The sequence below is a fragment of the Nonomuraea sp. NPDC003709 genome, assembly GCF_040610775.1.
Classification (GTDB): domain Bacteria; phylum Actinomycetota; class Actinomycetes; order Streptosporangiales; family Streptosporangiaceae; genus Nonomuraea; species Nonomuraea angiospora_A.
The window spans coordinates 352,656-367,780 of sequence record NZ_JBEXMW010000004.1 but is presented as its reverse complement, the minus strand read 5'-3'; the positions used below and the strand labels follow the sequence as shown (position 1 = coordinate 367,780).

Genomic DNA, 15,125 nt, shown 5'->3' with positions numbered 1-15,125 from the left:
GTGGTCAAGAGTGCCAAACGGCTACGACAAAGCGATGCGCACCTCGTCCTCCACCGGCGGATCGGCCTCCTGGGCCCGGCAACCCGTGGCGGCGAAGCACCGCACGGTCAGCGCCTCGGGCGTGACCGACAGGTGCAGGAACTGCTTGAAGAACGGCGGTGTGTCCCAGTCGGACAGCTCCGACAGGTAGCGGTGGAACACCTTGTCGACCGGCAGCCTGAGCGGCCACGGCCACGCCCCGAGCAGCCGCGCCGCCCACCGCATCCTGCGGGTGATCGTGACCGGGCCCTGGGGGGTTCGGACCGGCTCGTTCTTGATCTGGTCCGACATGACGCACAAGGCCTCGGAGGGCGTCAGGTAGATCCACTTCATCCGCAGGCGGTGCGCGTACAGCTGGCTGTAGAAGGACAGGGAGTCGCCGCGCAGCGGGTAGCACCTGAAGTCGTCCTCGTGCACGCCCTTGACGTCGACCCTCTGGATCGTGTGCGTGGCGTGCATGAAGGCGCCGCCGCCGCCGGACACGATGTACTGGATCACCCGGTCGCCCACTTTGATCGGGTAGCGCTGGTAGTTGTGCACGTCTCCGCCGATGGCCGCGACGTACCGGTTCGCCGGATCGCGCACGATGTCGTCGATCGTGCCGCCTTCCTCCAGTGGTGAGGGCTTGTAGACGTTCCCGGTGTAGATGGGCTTGCCCGTGACGAGGATCTTCGGCCGCGGATCGCGCGAGACGCGCCGCAGCCACGCGGTCTGCCCCTTGTCGATGATGTTCTTGATGCCGGTGTCCACGCCGACGATCAGCAGGCTGTCGCTCTCGATCACCCAGTACGGCCCCGGCTGCGTGACCTGCTGGGACGGCTTGCCCCTGAGCTCCCGCGCCCGGGCCAGCGCCTCTTCGTCGATGGCCTCCGGCTTGCGCCACAGCAGGCCGCGCAGCCACCGGTCCGGCTTCGGCTTGAGCGCCGGCGCGTCGCAGAAGACCCGCATGAAACCGCCGAGCCCGTCGTACCAGTCGTGGTTGCCGGGGACGGCGTAGATCGGGGCGTCATAGTCCTTGTACGGACGGAAGAACTTGTCCCCGTACTCGTTTCCCGATCCCGTCGGATAGATCACATCACTCGCAATGACGGCGAACGACGTGTCTTCCCCCACTTTCAACATCCCCGGAACAACGGCGTACTGGGACGCGTCTCCCTCGCCGGTATCACCGAGCAGGAGGAAACTGAAATTTCCCCCGACCGGCGGTTTGATGCGAAATTCCGGATCAATCCCCCGCGCTTCCTGAGCCTCCACCCATCGCGCCCGAACCTCTCCCGACGGATCCCCGAACAACCCCGCGAGGATGTCGTTACGCGATCTCCACAGCGTCACCAAATTCAGCCAGGTAAACCCGTGATCGTTAGGTCTGAGCTGCGCGAACGTCCCCGTCTGTGTGCAGGCCCATCCTGCTCCCTCCTCTGACACCCTTGAGGAAAGTTGCTTTCCTCGCTCGGCCGCGACTTCCACCATGACCACATACTTACCGCGATCACCCATTCGTGCACCCGGAACGCTCCGTACCGTAAGGAACACAGAAGGTTCGCAATGGTGTACCCTCAACCCCCCAAGCAAGCGGTAGGGACGTCGAGGGGAGTGCTCCATGAGCCGTAACGGCCCTGATGACACGACCCGGAGCGGCACTTCCGACGTTGAGGCCATCGAGGGTCTGCTGGCATACGCGCAAACCCGGTCATCCCGCTGGAGCGGGGCGGCCCTCAAACGGGTCAGCGAAGCGGTCGCGCGCAGCCGTGCCCTCGACGCACGTGCTCCCGGCGCGCACACGACCCTGCTGGCCCGCAGCCTGCTCGCCAAGGCGAAACTCCTGCTCAAGCGGGACCGGGCAGCGGAGGCGCTCCCCCTGGCGCAGGAGGCGGTGGCGCTCGCCCGGCTGACGGGCGGCGCCCCGCTGGTGGTGGCCCTGTACTGCCTGGCCACCACCCTCGAGTCCCTCCACCGCTACAGCGAGGCCGCCGCCGCGATCGCGGAAGCCGACCGAATCCTCCCCCCGGACGAACCCTGACCCATCCGAGCCAACGGGGGCGAGTGGGCGGGAGTGGGCCGGGCTACGCGGCCGGGGGTGGGACGAGGGCGCCGGGGTTGAGGATTCCGGCGGGGTCGAGCCGGTCCTTGACCGCCCGCAGGATGCCCATCCCCACCGGCCCCACCTCGGCCGCATAAGCGTCCCGGTGGTCACGTCCGACCCCGTGATGGTGGGTGATCGTGCCGCCGGCCGCCACGATGGCCGCGTTCACCGCCTCCTTGGCGTGCTCCCACTGCGCCACCGGGTCCCCCTCCTGCGCGACGACGACCGTGAAGTACAGCGAGGCGCCGGTCTCGTACACGTGGGAGACGTGGCACATGACGAGCGGCGAGCCGAACGCGCCCGCCAGGGCAAGCCGCACCGCGTCGTAGAGCCGTGGCAGGTTCGCCCAGAAGCCGGCCGTCTCCAGCGTCTCGACGGTGGCCCCGGCCCCGAGCAGCGAGTCGCGGAGGTACGGCGCGGAGAAGCGCCCGTGCTCCCACGCCTGCCCCGGCTCGGCGCCCAGCGGCTCGCCTCCCATCCGGGTCAGCACGGCGGCGGCCCCGGCCTGCCGGGCGGCCGCCGAGCCCCATCCGGAGACCGAGGCGGGGGTGCTCTCGTAGCCGGCGATCAGGAGGCAGCCCGAGCCGCCCGCCCCGATGGCGTCCGGCTTGGCGAGGCCGATCATGGTCTCGGTCTCGTCCGAGAGCCGGAGCACCGTCGGGAGCGGCCCCTCCTGGGCGAGTGCGCGCACCGCCGCCGTCCCCTCCGCGAACGTCCCGAACCGCCACCCCTCGTACCGCCGCTCGTCAGGAGCCCGCCGCACCCTCAGCCGCAGGGACGTGATGACCCCGAAGGCGCCCTCGGAGCCCAGCACGAGCTGGCGCAGATCGGGCCCGGCCGCCGACTTGGGGGCGCGCCCGAGGTCCAGGGTGCCGGTGGGCGTGGCCACCGTGAGGCCCACGACCATGTCGTCGAAGCGCCCGTACCCGGCGGAGGCCTGGCCGCTGGAGCGGGCCGCCGCGAAGCCGCCGAGGGTGGCGTACTCGAAGGACTGGGGGAAGTGGCCCAGCGTGAGGCCGTGCGCGGCGAGCAGCCGCTCGGCCTCGGGGGCGCGTACGCCGGGCTCGAAGGAGGCCACGAGGGACTCCGGGTCCACGGAGAGCAGGCGGTCGAGCCGGCCCAGGTCGAGGGCGATCAGCCCCGTGAAGCCCGAGCCGGAGCCGGTGAGTCCGCCCACCACGGAGGTGCCGCCGCCGAAGGGGATCACGGCGACGCGTTCGGCGGAGCACAACCGCAGCAGCTCGGCCACCTCCTCGTGCGAGCCGGGCAGCACCACCGCGTCGGGCGCGGCCGAGCCGTCCCCCGCGCGCATCCGCAGCAGGTCGGGGGTGGACTTGCCGCGCGTGTGGCGGACGCGGGCCTCGTGCGAGGTCAGCACGTACGCGGAGCCGACCACCCCGGCCAGCGCGCCGAGCAGCGACTCGGGCAGGGCGACCGGCGGCAGGCGCACCGATTCGAGGCCGACGGCGGGGACGTCCGGGGCGCGGACGCCGAGGAAGTCGCGCAGGAGCGCGCGGACCTGCTCGGGCAGTTCGCGGGCGAGAGCCGGGTCGCCCCAGCCGGACCACAGCATCGGTTCTCCAGTCACGCCTACACTGTGACACATGACGTCGATTCGTCACAATGATGGGGTGCTGGACGCGGCCCGCGACTGCGTGCTGGCCTATGGCGTGCGCAGGACGACGCTCACCGACGTGGCGCGCCGGGCGGGGGTGTCGCGGATGACGATCTACCGCCGCTGGCCCGACGTGCGCACGCTGGTCGCGGACCTGATGACCAGGGAATGGGTGCGGGTGGTCGAGGAGCTCGACCTGGCGGACCCCGTGCGCGCGGTCGTCGAGGGGGTCAGGGGGCTGCGCGCCCACCCGCTGTGGCGGAAGATCGTGGAAGCGGATCCGGAGCTGCTGCTGCCCTACCTGCTCGACCGGCGCGGCGCCAGCCACGAGGCGATACTCGAGGTCCTGGAGCGCGCCGTCGGGGATCCGGGCAGGGCGCGGGCGGTGCTGCTGGTGGCGCAGTCGTTCCTGCTGTCGGCGCCCACGATGCTCGGCCCGGTGACCATGGACGAGCTCGACGGCGAGCTCACCGCCCTGCTGGAGGCCTATCTTGGATAGCTCGCATGGAGGCACCTTGGACAACAGCTCGCTGAACGCCCGCAGAAGATCCCGTGAGCTGCGCCGCGTCGCGGAGGAACGGCTCGACGTGCTGGTGGTCGGGCTCGGCGCGACCGGCGCCGGCGCCGCGCTGGACGCCGCGTCCCGGGGGCTCAGCGTAGCGGCGATCGACGCGCACGACCTGGCTTTCGGGACCTCCAGGTGGAGTTCCAAGATGATCCACGGCGGCCTGCGCTATCTGGCCAAGGGGCAGGTGGACGTCGCCTACGAGAGCGCGGTCGAGCGCGGCATCCTGCTCCGCACGACGGCTCCGCACCTGGTCGCGGCCCACCCGTACCTGCTGCCGCTGACGAAGGCGGTCTCGCGGCGGCAGGCGGCGCTCGTGATGAGCGGCTACCGGCTCGGCGACGGCCTGCGGGCCGCCGCGCGCACGCCGCGCCGGCTGCTGCCCGGCCCGACGCGGCTGAGCGCGGCCCGCACGCGCACGCTGGCGCCCGTGCTCGACGGCGACGGCCTGCGCGGCGCGCTCCTGTCGTGGGACGGCCGGCTGCTGGACGACGCCCGCCTGGTCGTGGCGATCGCCAGGACCGCCGCCGCGCACGGCGCCCGCGTGCTGACCCGCTGCCGCGCGCTGCGGCTCACGGACGGGCCCACGGACCGGGGCGCGCTGGTACGCGACGAGCTGACGGGCGAGGAGTTCGACGTCCGCGCCAGAGTGGTGATCAACGCGGCCGGGGTGTGGGCGGGCGGGCTGGATCCCGAGGTGAAGCTGCGTCCCTCGCGCGGCACCCACCTCGTGCTGACCCAGGGGACGCTGCCCGGGCTGATCGCCGGCATGCATGTGCCCATTCCCGGAGAGACCAACCGATTCGCGCTCGTACTCCCCCAGCGCGACGGCCGCGTGTACGTCGGCCTCACCGACGAACCGGTGGACGGGCCCGTCCCCGATGTTCCGGAAGTGCCCGAGGAAGACGTCAGAACGCTCCTGGAGGTGCTGAACGGGGTTCTTGAGACTCAGGTGACCCGGGAGGCGGTCGCGGGCGCGTACGCGGGCCTCAGGCCCCTTCTGGCGGCCGACGGCCACACGGCCGACATCTCCCGTAGACACGCCGTTCTCGCGCATGACGGGATCGTCACGGTCGTCGGCGGCAAGCTCACGACATATCGGCGGATGGCCGAGGACGCGGTGGATGAAGCGGTCTCGTCCGGGAAACTCCGGGCGCGCCGGAGTCGTACCAGAAAGATCCCGCTCGCCGGGGCGGGCCCGCGGCCGTCCGGGGTGCCGCACCGGCTGGCCGAGCGGTACGGCAGCGAGGCGGAGGCCGTGCACGAGCTCGTCAAGGCGCACCCGGAGGAGGTCGGGCTCGGCATCACCGAGGGCGAGCTGGTCTGGTCGGTCCGGCACGAGGGCGCGCTCGACGAGGGCGACCTGCTGGACAGGAGGACCAGGATCGGCCTGGTCAAGCAGGACAGGGACCGCGCGCTGCCCGCGACACGGGACGTGTTGGACCGAACCGCCCGCGACTGACCCCACCAATCCGTTAGGTTAGTCTTACCTAATTCGGGTTGGAGAGGGAGAACAGGCGTTGGCAAGGGGCTGCGAGCATCCGAACGGGTGCCACACCGGAGGGGTTCCGACGTTGGCCAGCGCCACCGTGGGAGCCCGGCTGTGGCTGCTCGTCGAATACACCGGCGCCTGGCCGTCGCACCTGGAAAACTTCGAACTTCCTGAAAAAATCTCCGAACTGGTCCGCCGGGCGCTCGAGCGCGGTATCAGGCCCCAGTTGATCCGCCGGCCGGGAAAGCGAACCCGCCCACAGGAGCAGGGGATCCGTGTGCTACTCGCGTACGCGGTAGGAGACCGGCCCTGGTTGGCGAGCGGTGTCGTCGCAGGTCCCGACGATCTTGACCTCGACGCGCTCGTGGCGGGAGTGGTCCCGGAGTCCTGCATACTTGAAGACGAGCCGGTATTTCTGGTCTGCACGCACGCCAAGCGCAATGCGTGCTGCGCCCGCATTGGACTACCCCTCGCTCGCACGCTGGCCGATTCTTTGCCGGACAGAGTGTGGGAAACGTCACACGTTGGCGGCGATCGCTACGCCGCCAACCTGGTGTGCTTGCCACACGGAATTTTCTACGGCAGCATGTCTCAGGCTGCTGCACTGGCAGCGGCCAACGCGTACCGGTCGGGCGAGGTCATTCTCGACCGCTACCGGGGACGCGCAGGCATCCCTGAGCCATTGCAAGCCGTGGAGCACTTCGCCCGAGCCCATACGGGAGAGTGTTCTGTCGGCGCGGTGGCCGTGGAATCCTCCAGGTCGGACGGTGACGTCACCGAAGCGCTCGTACGCTGCGGGGACGTCCGGTTCCAGGTTGTGGTTGAGCCATCGGCGTTCACAGCGCCGTGTGGTACGGCTTGCGCCGAGACGATCACCACCTACCGGCTGGTTTCGCTGGACAGGCTCACGCCTGTGCGGTACGCCACGCCCGCTCTCGCCTGAACAGGGAACATCGCGGCCCAACGTTGCGTTGGAACAGTGACGCCATAAGCGTCCAATGCGGCCCAATTACCGAAATACCTCTCACGAAGGTGGTTTTCTCATGTCTCAGGTACGTCGGCAGCTCGCCCGCCCGCGCCCCAGCTGGGGTTGGCAGGATGATGCCGCGTGCCGGGGTGAGGACCTCGTGCTCTTCTTCGGCCCCGACGGGGAGCGGCAGCCCGAGCGTGACGTACGTGAGCGGAAGGCCAAGGCGATCTGCGCCCAGTGCCCCGTCCGCAACGAGTGCCTTGACTACGCGCTGTCCCGTCCGGAGAAGTACGGCACGTGGGGCGGTCTCAACGAAGACGAGCGCGCCTCCGAGCGTCGTCGTCGCATGCGCCGCGCGGCCAGCGCCGGCATCTCCGCCGCCTGACATACCCGGCAGCGTCACCATCATCGCGTGATCAAGCAGTTGTCCCGATGAACCGGAGCCTGGCCCTCCATGCACAGGCTCCGGCGAACCCGGTCGGGACAACTGCCTGATCAGGCAGCACCTCCGAGAACACCGGCCCGCACGAGCAGCGGCACCACCTGGTCGCGCACGGCAGGCGCGAGACGCGGCACGTAAGCGTCACGCCCGTCCGTCCACCCCAGCGCCGCCAGCTCAGCGGCCGGCCTCGGATCCCCCGAAACCCTGGCGGTGAAGACCGTCATGCGCATGGGCACGCCCTCCAGCGCCGCCACGTCCTCCACGTGGTCGAGCAGGGCCAGGTCGTGCGGGGTCACCCCGAGCTCCTCGGCCAGCTCGCGCGCGAGCGTCTCCTCCGGCTCCTCCCCCGCCTCGGGCTTGCCCCCCGGCAGGTAGAAGACGTCCGGAGCGGCCTGCTTGCTCACGACGAGCAGCCGCCCCCGGTCCACGACCGCCGCGGCGACCACACGCAACACATCCATGCCCGACAGCATCCCACGCGCCACCGACAAACCGGGCTCTCCGGAGATTGTCGCACCCGGCCGGTAGGGTGCCCGGCATGACAGAATCCGAGCTCTCCCCCGTGACGGCCGACGACCTCGACGAGGCCGTCCGGCTGGCCGTCGCCGCCCTCCGCGAGGCGCCCGAGACCGCGTGGGACCGCAAGGCCGGCACGCTGGAGTGGACGTGCTGGGAGACGGTCGAGCACCTGGCCGACGACCTGTTCGCCTATGCCGCCCAGCTCGGGCTCAGAATGCCACCGCTGGACACGTACGTCCCGTTCATCCTGGAAAGTCGCAGGCCGGAAGGCCCCGCCAACACCATCCACGCCGACCCCAAGGCCGGTCCCGTCGGGCTGCTGCAGGTGCTGGAGTCGTGCGGCGCGATGCTGTCCGCCATGGTGCGGACCACGCCGCCGGAGGTCCGCGCCCACCACGGCTTCGGCGCGGCCGACCCCGAGGGCTCGGCGGCGATGGGCATCGTGGAGACGCTCGTCCACACCCACGACCTGGCCGACGGGCTCGGGCTCGGGTGGGCGCCGCCGGCCGGGATGTGCACCCGAGTGCTGGGGCGGCTGTTCCCCGACGCCCCGCGCGACACGGATCCGTGGACGACCCTGCTGTGGGTCACCGGGCGCGCCGACCTCCCCGGCCGTGAGCGCCCGGTGAAATGGCGCTGGTACAGCGCGCCGCGGTCCTGAGCGGCGCGCGCTCCCCTAAACGTCAGACCTCAGACGATCAGATCGTCGAATTCGCCGTCCTTGGCCCCCAGGACGAACGCGGTGATCTCCGCCTGGGTGTAGACCAGCGCGGGACCTTCGGGAAAACGTGAGTTACGCATGGCTATCTCCCCCGTGGGCAGGTTCGCGACTTCGACGCAGTTGCCGTTGGGGTTGCTCCGCTTGCTCTTGCGCCAGACGACAGGAAGGCGGCCGGCGGACGTTCCGTTCCGGAACTCATGCATGGGGGCAGCTCCTCGCGATCTTACGGATGCACGTGCATCCGCGTTTGCGAGGAGACAATACGGTAACGCGTCGGTCTCCATATAGCGGACGACCAAAAAGCCAGATATGGGGTGGGTCACAGGGATATCAGCAGCTCATCGGGAAAGCAGGCGTTCCAGGAAGCGCCTGGTCTCCTTGGGCTCCTCGGCCTGGATGCTGAGCCGGTCCATGACTTCCATGTAGTTGTCGGAGTCGGCGGGTTTGTCCAGGTAGAGGGCGCTGGTGAGCTGCTCCATGTAGACGACGTCGGGCAGCTCGGGCTCGGGGAAGCGCAGGATGCTGAACGGGCCCCCGGCCGCCGCGTGGCCGCCGCGGTCGAACGGCATGATCTGCACGGTGACGTTGCGCTCGGCGGTGAGGTCGAGGAGATGGGCGAGCTGCGCGCGCATGATCTCGGAGCCGCCGATCGTACGGCGCACGACGGCCTCGTCGATCACCGCCCAGACCGTCAGCCCGCTCTCCAGCCGCCCCTGCCGGGTGGTGCGCACCGCCACGCGGCGGTCGAGCTCCACCCTCGGGGCCTTCTCGTGGGCCAGTTCGATCACGGCCCTGGCGTAGTCGGGGGTCTGGAGGAGGCCGGGCACGAACTGGTTCTCGTACGTACGGATGCTGGAGGCCGCGCCTTCGAGGCCGATGTAGACCTCGAACCAGGGCGGCAGCACGTCGCCGTACTTGTGCCACCAGCCGGGGGCGTTGGCCTGCTTGGCCAGGGCGAGCAGCGGCTCGCGATCGGCGGGGTCGGTGACGCCGTACAGGGTCAGCAGGTCGGCCACGTCGCGCTGCTTGAAGCTGACCTGGCCGAGCTCCAGCCGGCTGATCTTGGCGTGAGATGCGCGAATCGAGTACCCGGCGTCCTCGCGCGAGATACCCTTCTCCGTGCGGAGCCTGCGCAGCTGAGTGCCCAGCAGGATCCGCAGCACCGTCGGGCTTCCCGGCGAATGGTTGAGAAGCTTCCCTTCCGCGCTCTCTGCGCTCACCCTGCCGCTCCTAGGTCATCTGCACGTGCAGATGCGATTCGCATCCGTAAACGACGAAAAGTCTTGCATCGGTTAGCACTCCCCGTAAAGATGGGCATTGGATCACCAGACCGCGCTTCGGGGGCCAGAATGACGACTTTCGACGCTCGGCCGCAAGCCGCCATCGGTTCCCGGCCACCAGGATGGCTTTTTTCCATTCTGGTCGAGGGGCATGCCTGGGAGTGCGACGCGGTGTTCCCCTTCCATCAGCGGGTCGCGCTCGAGCCCGCCTGCGTGGCGACGGCGCGGCGGTTCGTCGATCAGACGCTGACCACGTGGGGGGTTTCGGAGCCGGCCTTCGACGCTCAGCTGGTGGTGTCGGAGCTGGTGACCAACGCGATGCGGCACGGCGGCGGGGCCGCGCAGCTCCGGCTGCTGTCGCACGGGGCGGAGCTGGCGTGCGTGGTGACCGACCACAGCCGGACCGTGCCGGTGGCGGCGGCTCCCGACGTGTTCTCCGAGTTCGGGCGGGGGCTGCGGCTGATCGACGCCCTCTGCACCGCCTGGGGCTGGTTGTCCCCCGGCGGCCCCCGCAAGCTCGTCTGGGCCGTGCTCGCCGCCTGACCCCCCGTACGTCCTCATCGCCGCGCCCGGTCGAGCAGTTCGAGCACGTCGGCGTCGGTGAGCTGGTCGAAGTGCTCGTACCACTGGCCGACCGCCCTGAAGTCGATCGGCGTCAGCAGGACCACCACCTCGTCGGCCTCCCGCCGCAGCGAGCCGACGGTCTCGCGGGCCCCGACCGGCACGGCCAGCGTCACCCTGGCGGGCTTGGCCGTGCGGACCGCCCTGAGCGCGGCCCGCGCGGTGCCACCGGTGGCCAGGCCGTCGTCCACCACGATGACCTCGCGCCCTTCCAGTGAGGGCAGCGGGCGGTCGCCGCGGTAGGCGAGCACCCTGCGGGCCAGCTCGCGCCGCTCCTTCTCCACCACGTCCGCCACTGACTCGGGCGTCATGCCGAGGCGGCGCAGCAGCGTGTGGTCGAACACGGGTTCGCCGCCCTCGGCTATCGCGCCCACGCCCAGCTCCGGGGTGGGCGGATAGCCGATCTTCCTCGTCACGAGGACGTCGAGGGGGGCGCCGAGCCTGCGCGCGATCGGCAGGGCCACCGCCACGCCGCCGCGGGGCAGGGCGAGCACGACGGGGTCGCGCACGTCCTCCAGGCGCTCGGCCAGCAGCTCCCCGGCCTGGGCACGGTCTGCGAAGAGCTCCATGACCAGTGCCCTACCCGCTCAGACGCGCTCCTCGCCTCACCCGCGGCGGCCGGGCCGCTAGGGCCGGCCGCGGCCTGAGCGGCGCATCTCCTTGGTGATGAGCTTCCACTTGTTCAGCTGCTCCTTGCGCAGGCGGGCATCGGTCCTGGAGGCCATCCAGGCCGCCTCCCGCTGCAGCTTGCGCCAGCTGTCCAGCCGCCGCTCCGGCAGCTCACCGGTCTCCAGGGCGGCCAGCACCGCGCAGCCCGGCTCGCCGGAGTGCCCGCAGTCGCCGAAGCGGCAGAGTCCGGCCAGCGCCTCGATGTCGGAGAAGACCAGGTCGACGCCGTCGGCGATGTCGTACAGGCCGATCCGCCGGATCCCGGGCGTGTCGATGACCAGCCCGCCGCCGGACAGCGGGATGAGCTCCCGGTGCACGGTGGTGTGCCGGCCCCGCCCGTCGGCGGCGCGCACCTGCTGGGTCTCCATGACGACCTCCCCGGCCAGCGCGTTGACCAGGGTGGACTTGCCGGCTCCCGACGGGCCGAGGATCACGGCCGTACGGGAGCCCTCCAGGTAGCCGGCGACCAGCGGGACCCCGTCGCCGTGCAGGGACGAGACCGCGTGCACGTCCACGCCGGGCGCGGCCACCCGGACGTCGTCGAGCAACTGGTCGAGACCGTCCTCGAACAGGTCGGACTTGGTGATGAGCACCACGGGCGTGCCGCCGGACTCCCAGGCCAGCGCGACGAGGCGCTCGATGCGGCCGAGGTCGGCGAAGTCCGTGGAGTGCATGGACGGCTCGGCCACGAAGACGACGTCGACGTTCGCGGCGAGCACCTGGCCCTGGCCGTCGCCGGACAGGCCGCCCACCGAGTCGCGGCTCACGCCGCCCCTGATGAACGCGGTCGTCCGCGGCAGGACCTCGTCGAGCTCGTAGCGGCCCTCAGGGAGCAGCCTGAGCGCGACCCAGTCGCCCACGCACGGCAGCGCGACCGGGTCGGCGGCCGCCGCCCTGCGGACGCGGGCGCCGTACTTGACGTGAAGCTGACCCTCGGCCGCGATCACCTCGGCGGCGCCGCGGTCGACGCGGGCCACGCGGGCGGGGACGGTGTCAGCGGGCAGCTCGGCGGCGCGGTGAGCGGTCCAGCCGAGCAGGGAAAGATCGTGATTCAACGCAGTGAAACCTTTGATCGAGAAGGGAAACCCGGCAGCTCAGTGGAGCCCGGGGAGGTGGACGAAGGGCACACGGAACGCGATGACCCGCATAGTCCTCACCTCCTCGATCAGTTGCCGCAGACTCTACGCACCTCTCCCGCAGGGACGCAATCGGATTAAGTATGGCGATCTGTTGAACCCTGCCTGGGCGGCTGGCCGTACCACCTGCCGACGGACCCGAGAAAGGGGAATGATGCACACCAGCACTTATCCCCCGCCCTCGGCCGAGGGAGCCGCCCCCATGGGGAAGCCGCGTTTTCGACACTGGATCCGCCGCGTACGGCCGGATGACGGGGTGCCAAATGACGGGGTGTCAAATGACGAGGCGGCAGTGTCCGCGCTCTACCGGGAGTATCACAGGCCGCTGCTGGCCTTCGTGATCAGGTTGACGGCGGGCGATCGGCAGTGGGCGGAAGACGTGGTGCAGGAGACCATGATCCGGGCTTGGCGCAGTGCGGAGCAGCTCGATCCCGAGTCGGTCTCGCTGATGCCCTGGCTGGCGACGGTCGCCAGACGTATCGTGATCGATGACCGGCGGCGCCGGGACGCCCGCCCTCGGGAGTCGGGTGACGGGCCGCTGGAGACGATGCCCGTGCCTGACGAGATGGAGGGCCTGCTGCACCAGGTGGTCGTGTCAGAGGCACTGAAGACGTTGTCGCCGGCACACCGCGAGATCCTCAACGAGACGATCTTGCGAGACCGGTCGGTCAACGACGCCGCCGAGGCGCTTGGCATCCCGGTCGGCACTGTGAAGTCCCGGGTCTACTACGCCGTTCGCGCGCTGCGGATCGCACTTGAGGAGAGGGGGGTGACGGCGTGACTTCGAGAGTCGAGCACACAGACGTGGGCGCGTACGCGCTCGGTCTGCTGGAGGAGGACGACAGGCACGCCTTCGAGGCCCATCTCCTCGGCTGCGCCCCCTGTCGCGCCGAGCTGTCCGATCTGTCCGGCATGGCCAGCATGCTGAGCGGGATCGGCCCGGTGGAGGACTACGGGGCGCCGTCCCCCGAACCGGTGATCGACCTGCTCCAGCGCAAGAAGCGGACGGACAGGAAGACCCGCAGGGGGACGTTCGTGATCGGGATGGCGGCGGCGGTCACGCTGGTGGCCGGCGGCCTGACGGTCGGCACGCAGCTCTCCGTCGGCGACGTCCCTCCGATGGCCGCCCAGGGGCACGGCAGCCACATGGGCCCCGCCGAGCAGTTCTTCGCCGACGGCACGCCCATCGAGGGGAAGGGCGTCGACGGGGTCACCGGCGGGCTGGTGGTCGAGTCGAAGGCCTGGGGCACGCACGCCGCGCTCAAGCTGGCCGGGGTGAAGGGGCCGCTCGAGTGCGAGCTGGTCTCGGTCGGCAAGTCGGGTGAGCGCCGGGTGATGACCGGGTGGTCCGTACCTCCAGCCGGGTACGGAGTGCCGGGTTCGCCCGATCCGCTCTACATGCACGGCGGCAGCGCGACGCCGCTGAAGGACATCGATCATTTCGAGGTGGTCACTTCGGCAGGCAAGAAGCTGCTCACCATCACCGCCTGACCCGACAGGCGCTCCAAGCCCTCCCGCCGCTGGTGGGAGGGCTTTTTCATGCCTTCGGGCCTGTGTGCAAAATTACGGATTCGCGGGTTGAACCTCCCCCGATACCCGGCGCGTACTGCCTGCCGTACCAACCGGAATATCAAACCGTTTAAGAGGTTTAGCCATGTTCATCCGAAAGTTCGCGATTCCTGGCACGCTGCTCGCCGCCGCCCTGCTCGCCTCCCCCGCTTCGCCGGCGAACGCCTCCGGTGACGACGTCTATCTCGCCGCCGGCCTGCGCGGCGACAACGAGGTGGGCGTCAAGGGCGACGCCGACGGGCGTTCGACGGTCGTGATCAGGATCAGCGGGAACGAGGTCACGTTCGCGGCCCGCTGGAACAAGATCGGCACGCCCACCGCCGGCCACGTCCACCTGGGCGCGAAGGGCGCCAACGGGGACGTCAGACTCGAGTTCTTCACCAAGCCGCTGCCCGCCGGCGTGCTCGGCGTCACCGGCACCGTCAGGGCCGACAACGAGCTGGTCAAGGCGCTCATCGACAACCCCGGCGGCTTCTACGCCAACCTGCACGACGCCAACCACCCCAAGGGCGCGGTCCGCGGCCAGTTCCACCGGCTGAACAAGCCGATCGACCTCAACGGCGTGCTGCAGGGCAGCAACCAGGCCACGCTCTCCACGCGCGCCGACGGGGCGCAGGAGGTGCCGGAGAACGACGGCAAGAAGCGCGGCGACCAGGACGGCCAGGCCGGCTGGTGGCTGCGTCCCGGCGGCTCGTCCATCGCGTACACGGCCTTCTGGTCGGGCCTCGGCGCGGTCACCAACGGCCACCTGCACAAGGGTTCCGCAGGCGGGAACGGTCCAGTGGTCGCCGACCTGTTCGCGGGCGCCCTGCCGGAGAACCTCACCGGCGTCGCGGGTGAGGCCCCGGTCGCCGCCGGCGTCGTCAAGCGCATCGCCGCCCACCCCGACCGCTACTACGCGAACCTGCACACCTCCGACTTCGACGGCGGCGCCGTGCGCGGCCAGCTGTCCGACCGGCCGTTCACCCACCCGCGCGCGCTCACCGCCGACGTGCTGCGCGGCGCGCAGATCTACTCCTGCACGGCGCAGCCGGGCGGCGGGTACGCCTTCACCCAGCTCGGCGTCTCGGCCAAGCTGCGGCGCGGGATCGACCACTCGTTCGTGACGCCCGCCGCCGGACCGCCGCAGTGGATAGCTCCGGACGGGAGCGCGGTGCGCGGTGCGGTCGTCACCAAGACGCCCAACGGCGACGGCAACATCCCCGAGCTCGTGCTGGACGCCACCCAGGCGGGCAAGGACAGCGGGCTCCTCGCGCACGCCACCCAGATCTTGCGCCTGAACACCACCGGCGGCGTCGCGCCGTCCGGCGCCTGCACGCCGGGCTCCGAGGCCCGGATCCCGTACGGGGCCGACTACCTGTTCCTGGGCTGAGGCTTCCGGGGGACGATTCGGTCCCGTCCCCT

At 70.5% G+C, this 15,125-nt stretch carries 17 protein-coding genes; 10 read left to right on the top strand and 7 right to left on the bottom strand.

All coding sequences use genetic code 11. The annotated features are described in order from the left end of the window. Window positions 1-21 precede the first annotated feature (21 nt). On the bottom strand, window positions 22-1,215 hold the full coding sequence (locus ABZX61_RS14495) for a metallophosphoesterase (RefSeq protein ID WP_355195184.1): 1,194 nt from the start codon (window positions 1,213-1,215) through the stop codon (window positions 22-24). A 424-nt stretch (window positions 1,216-1,639) separates the two neighbouring features. On the opposite strand from ABZX61_RS14495, the gene ABZX61_RS14490 reads away from it, so the two are divergent. Then, on the top strand, window positions 1,640-2,059 hold the full coding sequence (locus ABZX61_RS14490) for a hypothetical protein (RefSeq protein WP_355194586.1): 420 nt from the start codon (window positions 1,640-1,642) through the stop codon (window positions 2,057-2,059). A gap of 43 nt (window positions 2,060-2,102) precedes the next feature. Here ABZX61_RS14490 and ABZX61_RS14485 read toward each other — a convergent pair whose 3' ends face one another. Then, complete coding sequence (locus ABZX61_RS14485) at window positions 2,103-3,695, bottom strand: FAD-binding oxidoreductase (protein ID WP_355195182.1); 1,593 nt, start codon at window positions 3,693-3,695, stop codon at window positions 2,103-2,105. 31 nt (window positions 3,696-3,726) lie between these two features. On the opposite strand from ABZX61_RS14485, the gene ABZX61_RS14480 reads away from it, so the two are divergent. The 4 genes from ABZX61_RS14480 to ABZX61_RS14465 all read left to right on the top strand — a co-directional run bounded on the left by ABZX61_RS14480 (window position 3,727) and on the right by ABZX61_RS14465 (window position 7,149). Continuing rightward, window positions 3,727-4,236 carry a TetR/AcrR family transcriptional regulator gene (locus tag ABZX61_RS14480; protein ID WP_192786458.1) on the top strand — a complete coding sequence of 170 codons (510 nt, stop codon included), beginning with the start codon at window positions 3,727-3,729 and terminating at the stop codon, window positions 4,234-4,236. A 16-nt stretch (window positions 4,237-4,252) separates the two neighbouring features. After that, on the top strand, window positions 4,253-5,764 hold the full coding sequence (locus ABZX61_RS14475) for a glycerol-3-phosphate dehydrogenase/oxidase (RefSeq protein ID WP_350722643.1): 1,512 nt from the start codon (window positions 4,253-4,255) through the stop codon (window positions 5,762-5,764). 112 nt (window positions 5,765-5,876) lie between these two features. Next, the gene (locus tag ABZX61_RS14470) at window positions 5,877-6,737 is read left to right on the top strand and encodes a sucrase ferredoxin (RefSeq protein ID WP_355194584.1); all 861 of its coding nucleotides are present in this window, start codon (window positions 5,877-5,879) and stop codon (window positions 6,735-6,737) included. Window positions 6,738-6,837: 100 nt separating this feature from the next. Continuing rightward, window positions 6,838-7,149 (top strand): WhiB family transcriptional regulator, encoded by a 312-nt coding sequence (locus ABZX61_RS14465; RefSeq protein ID WP_080036407.1) that lies wholly within the window; start codon window positions 6,838-6,840, stop codon window positions 7,147-7,149. Between the two features lie 110 nt (window positions 7,150-7,259). Here the strand turns inward: ABZX61_RS14465 and ABZX61_RS14460 are convergent, their stop codons facing one another. Further along, window positions 7,260-7,667, bottom strand: a complete 408-nt coding sequence (locus ABZX61_RS14460; RefSeq protein WP_350722646.1) for an NUDIX domain-containing protein — start codon at window positions 7,665-7,667, stop codon at window positions 7,260-7,262. A gap of 77 nt (window positions 7,668-7,744) precedes the next feature. Between ABZX61_RS14460 and ABZX61_RS14455 the strand changes: the two genes are divergently transcribed. After that, entirely contained in the window at window positions 7,745-8,386 is a 642-nt protein-coding gene (locus ABZX61_RS14455) for a DinB family protein (protein ID WP_355194581.1), read from the top strand. Between the two features lie 29 nt (window positions 8,387-8,415). Here the strand turns inward: ABZX61_RS14455 and ABZX61_RS14450 are convergent, their stop codons facing one another. Together ABZX61_RS14450 and ABZX61_RS14445 are read right to left on the bottom strand one after the other, a co-directional pair. Continuing rightward, window positions 8,416-8,649, bottom strand: a complete 234-nt coding sequence (locus tag ABZX61_RS14450) for a DUF397 domain-containing protein (RefSeq protein WP_138698722.1) — start codon at window positions 8,647-8,649, stop codon at window positions 8,416-8,418. A gap of 135 nt (window positions 8,650-8,784) precedes the next feature. Continuing rightward, window positions 8,785-9,666 carry a helix-turn-helix transcriptional regulator gene (locus tag ABZX61_RS14445; protein WP_350722650.1) on the bottom strand — a complete coding sequence of 294 codons (882 nt, stop codon included), beginning with the start codon at window positions 9,664-9,666 and terminating at the stop codon, window positions 8,785-8,787. A 231-nt stretch (window positions 9,667-9,897) separates the two neighbouring features. Here ABZX61_RS14445 and ABZX61_RS14440 point away from each other — a divergent pair, with 231 nt between their 5' ends. Further along, window positions 9,898-10,269, top strand: coding sequence for an ATP-binding protein (locus ABZX61_RS14440; RefSeq protein ID WP_355194578.1), 372 nt, complete (start codon window positions 9,898-9,900; stop codon window positions 10,267-10,269). 14 nt (window positions 10,270-10,283) lie between these two features. Here ABZX61_RS14440 and ABZX61_RS14435 read toward each other — a convergent pair whose 3' ends face one another. Both ABZX61_RS14435 and rsgA read right to left on the bottom strand, forming a co-directional pair. Next, window positions 10,284-10,916 (bottom strand): phosphoribosyltransferase, encoded by a 633-nt coding sequence (locus tag ABZX61_RS14435; protein WP_355194576.1) that lies wholly within the window; start codon window positions 10,914-10,916, stop codon window positions 10,284-10,286. A 57-nt stretch (window positions 10,917-10,973) separates the two neighbouring features. Beyond that, complete coding sequence (gene rsgA / locus ABZX61_RS14430) at window positions 10,974-12,071, bottom strand: ribosome small subunit-dependent GTPase A (RefSeq protein WP_355194574.1); 1,098 nt, start codon at window positions 12,069-12,071, stop codon at window positions 10,974-10,976. 283 nt (window positions 12,072-12,354) lie between these two features. Between rsgA and ABZX61_RS14425 the strand changes: the two genes are divergently transcribed. The 3 genes from ABZX61_RS14425 (at window position 12,355) to ABZX61_RS14415 (ending at window position 15,093) form a co-directional block, all read left to right on the top strand. Beyond that, entirely contained in the window at window positions 12,355-12,933 is a 579-nt protein-coding gene (locus ABZX61_RS14425) for a sigma-70 family RNA polymerase sigma factor (protein WP_350722658.1), read from the top strand. Beyond that, window positions 12,930-13,643 (top strand): zf-HC2 domain-containing protein, encoded by a 714-nt coding sequence (locus tag ABZX61_RS14420; protein ID WP_350722660.1) that lies wholly within the window; start codon window positions 12,930-12,932, stop codon window positions 13,641-13,643. Before ABZX61_RS14425 ends, ABZX61_RS14420 begins: the two co-directional genes overlap by 4 nt. 163 nt (window positions 13,644-13,806) lie before the next feature. Continuing rightward, complete coding sequence (locus tag ABZX61_RS14415; RefSeq protein ID WP_355194572.1) at window positions 13,807-15,093, top strand: CHRD domain-containing protein; 1,287 nt, start codon at window positions 13,807-13,809, stop codon at window positions 15,091-15,093. The last annotated feature ends 32 nt before the right edge of the window (window positions 15,094-15,125 follow it).